Below are 2701 nucleotides of genomic sequence, written 5' to 3'. Positions count from 1 at the left end.
CCGCGAACACCACCATGCAGACGGCAAGCAGCAGCACGGGCCGCCCGCGGCTCAGGCCGATCGCGAGTTTCGCGGCACCGATGCCCAGCACGATCAGCACGATCGCACGCGCGGCCATGCGCGACGCGCGCATCTCGCCGGGCGCCCAGAGCCAGCCCTGCGCGCGCATCCCGTCGACGACCTCCTGCGCGTACCCGGCGAGCCGCTCGCGAAACAGGTCATAGCGCACGGTGCCGGACGGCCGCTCCTTGAGCCACGCGCAGTGGTCGTCATGCCGGCCTGCGCGGTCCAGGTCGGCGATCTGCACGTAGCCGCCCTGTCCGGGGACCGTCCACAGGTCGACCGCGCCCGCATGCGCGAGCGACATCGTCACGACTTGGGCGACCCGTGCTTCGCCGCCGGTGAGATAGGCGACTTCGTCGGTGCTCAGGTCGGCCGACGCCTTGCGCGTGCGCCCGCCCCACCGGCGGCGCCGGAACTCGATCGCCTGCAGCACCATGATCAACAACAACGCGACGACGCACGCCGGCACGTAGAACGCCAGAAACTGCGGGCCCGCGTAGTTCAGCACGTTGAAATCCTGCGCCGATGCGCAGGTCGCGGCGACGCTCGCGGCGGCAGCCGGCCATGCGAATTTCGGCAGCCGGTCGCGCCAGGTCCTGCCGGCCGGCCTCGTGGCCGGCGAATCCGCGCGCCCCGCCCCGCTCACGGCCAGTGGTTCCGGCTGCGACGATCCGGATGCGTCGCGCAGGCCGGGCGGCGGCGGCCAGATCGACTCGGGCGGCGCGCAGCCGAACAGCCGGCGATAGCTGTCCAGCGTGTCGCGGTAACGCTGCGCGTACACGACGGCCTCGTCCGGCGCGCCCGTGCCGGGCATGTGATGCAACCGCGTGCGCAGCACGCCGGCGCAGAACACGTCCCAGTATTCGAGCGTGTATTGCAGGTGGAAATGCCACGCGGCGTCGACCGCGACCGACGGCGTGACCGGATGTCCGGCCGCCTGCGCGAGAAACGCGAAGCGCTTGTATTCGACGATCACGGCCAGCGCGTGCGCATGCGACCAGCCTTCGGCTTCGGCCAGGCGCCGGCTGTACGGCAGCGGTGCGTTCGGGTCGTCAGGGGAATAGGCGTCGAGACGCGCGAGCAGCGCCTGCTGCGCATCGGTCAGCGCACGGACATCGACTGCGGTCGAGGTAGACGGGATGGCTGCCATCGGGAGTCGGCGCGATGCGCGGACGGCCGCCGCGATCGACGCTTGGAGTTGTCGTTGCGGGCGATTCTCGCACAACGACGAGGCAACACGACACGGGCCCGCCAGCCGCGCCCGGGGCGTCACGCGCGTTTGCCGCGCCGCGGCCGCGCCGCGCGTCAGAAATCGAGCTGCGCGAGCGTGATGCCAAGCGCGGCCGCGATCTTCCTGCGCACCGACTTGCGCAGCTTTTCGCGCTTCTCGCGTTTCGCGTAGTCAGAACGACTAATGCCGATCCGCTGCGCGACCTCGGCCCGCGTCAGCCCGAGATACTCGCGCCACGCGCGCGCGGGCGAACTGCCGTCGAACACGGCGCGCGTCACGACTTCATGCGGAACCGGGTCGCGCGTGACCCGCTGCTGCGCGACATAGTCGGCGTACGGAATCACGACGAAGGCCGGCGTACCGTCCGGGCCGTTGATGAATTGAACGGGGAGTGATTGGCTCATGCGGTGATCGCCGCGCGCGAGGCGACGCGGCTATTTCTCGTTTCGGTCGACATTTTCAACCAGCCCTTTCAGATGAGCTTCGAGCACGTCGAACCGGATCAGCGAATGGTTGCGCCGAATCAGGCGCGCATGCGATCGACAACTGCCGACTGGCCGGGATATTACTGCAAACGGGAAAATGACGAGACGGCGAAACCGCCGAGTGCCTGAACAGGCATGTTTTGGCGCGCCCGGCTGGGATCGAACCAGCAACCCCTGCCTTCGGAGGGCAGTACTCTATCCATTGAGCTACGGGCGCCTGTGACAATGAAGCGACCCCAATATACAGGCCGCCCACGATTGGCAAGACGGCAAGGATACCCGGTTTCCCGTGACGCGTCCACCTTGCCCGACGAATCCCCGCCGGGCCGCGCTGCGTGCGGGTAAACACGCGCCATCGCACCGCTCGCCGTGATGTAAACGTTCCGTCTATAATCGACCGGGCTTCATTGGACTGCCATTTGCCGTTGCACCGCGCTCACAATTCCTAATCACGGAGACGAGGCAAGCATGAGCGAAGCACCCCACGAATCTCCCGTCAAAACTCCCGGGCAGCTGATTGCCGTCATCATCGCGTCGTTTGCGATTCCGATCATCCTGATCGTCCTGTTCGCCAACTATGCGAACCATGCGTTCCGTTCCGGCGCCGGCACGGACGCGCTATCCGACGAACAGGTCGCCGCGCGTATCGCCCCGCTCGCGAAGGTCGACGTGAAGGACGCCAACGCGCCCCGCACGTACAAGACCGGCGAGGAAGTCTACAAGGCCGTCTGCGTGACCTGCCACGGCACGGGCGCCGCCGGTGCACCGAAGTTCGGCAACAAGGACGACTGGGCGCCGCGCATCTCGCAAGGCTTCGACACGCTGCTGAAGACGGCGCTGGCCGGCAAGGGCGCGATGCCGCCGCGCGGCGGCACGAACCCCGACGACGTCAGCGACTATGAAATCGCCCGTGCGATCGTCT

4 protein-coding genes and 1 tRNA gene are annotated in these 2701 nt (G+C 67.8%); 2 read left to right on the top strand and 3 right to left on the bottom strand.

Annotation, left to right across the window (positions count from 1 at the left end):
• Together JYJ84_RS33535 and JYJ84_RS33530 are read right to left on the bottom strand one after the other, a co-directional pair.
• Positions 1–1213 (bottom strand): TIGR04222 domain-containing membrane protein (locus JYJ84_RS33535; protein WP_205190045.1); only part of this gene is annotated, 1213 nt, incomplete at its 3' end.
• Between the two features lie 155 nt (positions 1214–1368).
• The gene (locus JYJ84_RS33530; RefSeq protein ID WP_043185016.1) at positions 1369–1698 is read right to left on the bottom strand and encodes a helix-turn-helix domain-containing protein; all 330 of its coding nucleotides are present in this window, start codon (positions 1696–1698) and stop codon (positions 1369–1371) included.
• On the opposite strand from JYJ84_RS33530, the gene JYJ84_RS33525 reads away from it, so the two are divergent.
• Positions 1690–1908 (top strand): hypothetical protein, encoded by a 219-nt coding sequence (locus JYJ84_RS33525; RefSeq protein WP_175222279.1) that lies wholly within the window; start codon positions 1690–1692, stop codon positions 1906–1908. The two genes, JYJ84_RS33530 and JYJ84_RS33525, sit on opposite strands and share 9 nt — an antisense overlap.
• Before the next feature lie 12 nt (positions 1909–1920).
• Here JYJ84_RS33525 and JYJ84_RS33520 read toward each other — a convergent pair.
• Positions 1921–1996: transfer RNA gene (locus JYJ84_RS33520), tRNA-Arg, on the bottom strand.
• Positions 1997–2247: 251 nt separating this feature from the next.
• Here JYJ84_RS33520 and JYJ84_RS33515 point away from each other — a divergent pair.
• Positions 2248–2701 (top strand): cytochrome c5 family protein (locus JYJ84_RS33515; RefSeq protein WP_205190044.1); only part of this gene is annotated, 454 nt, incomplete at its 3' end.

It is taken from the genome of Burkholderia sp. LMG 13014, assembly GCF_905232215.1.
Taxonomy (GTDB): domain Bacteria; phylum Pseudomonadota; class Gammaproteobacteria; order Burkholderiales; family Burkholderiaceae; genus Burkholderia.
Note: the sequence above shows the minus strand (reverse complement) of the source record. Positions and strands in the feature narration are given on the sequence as shown.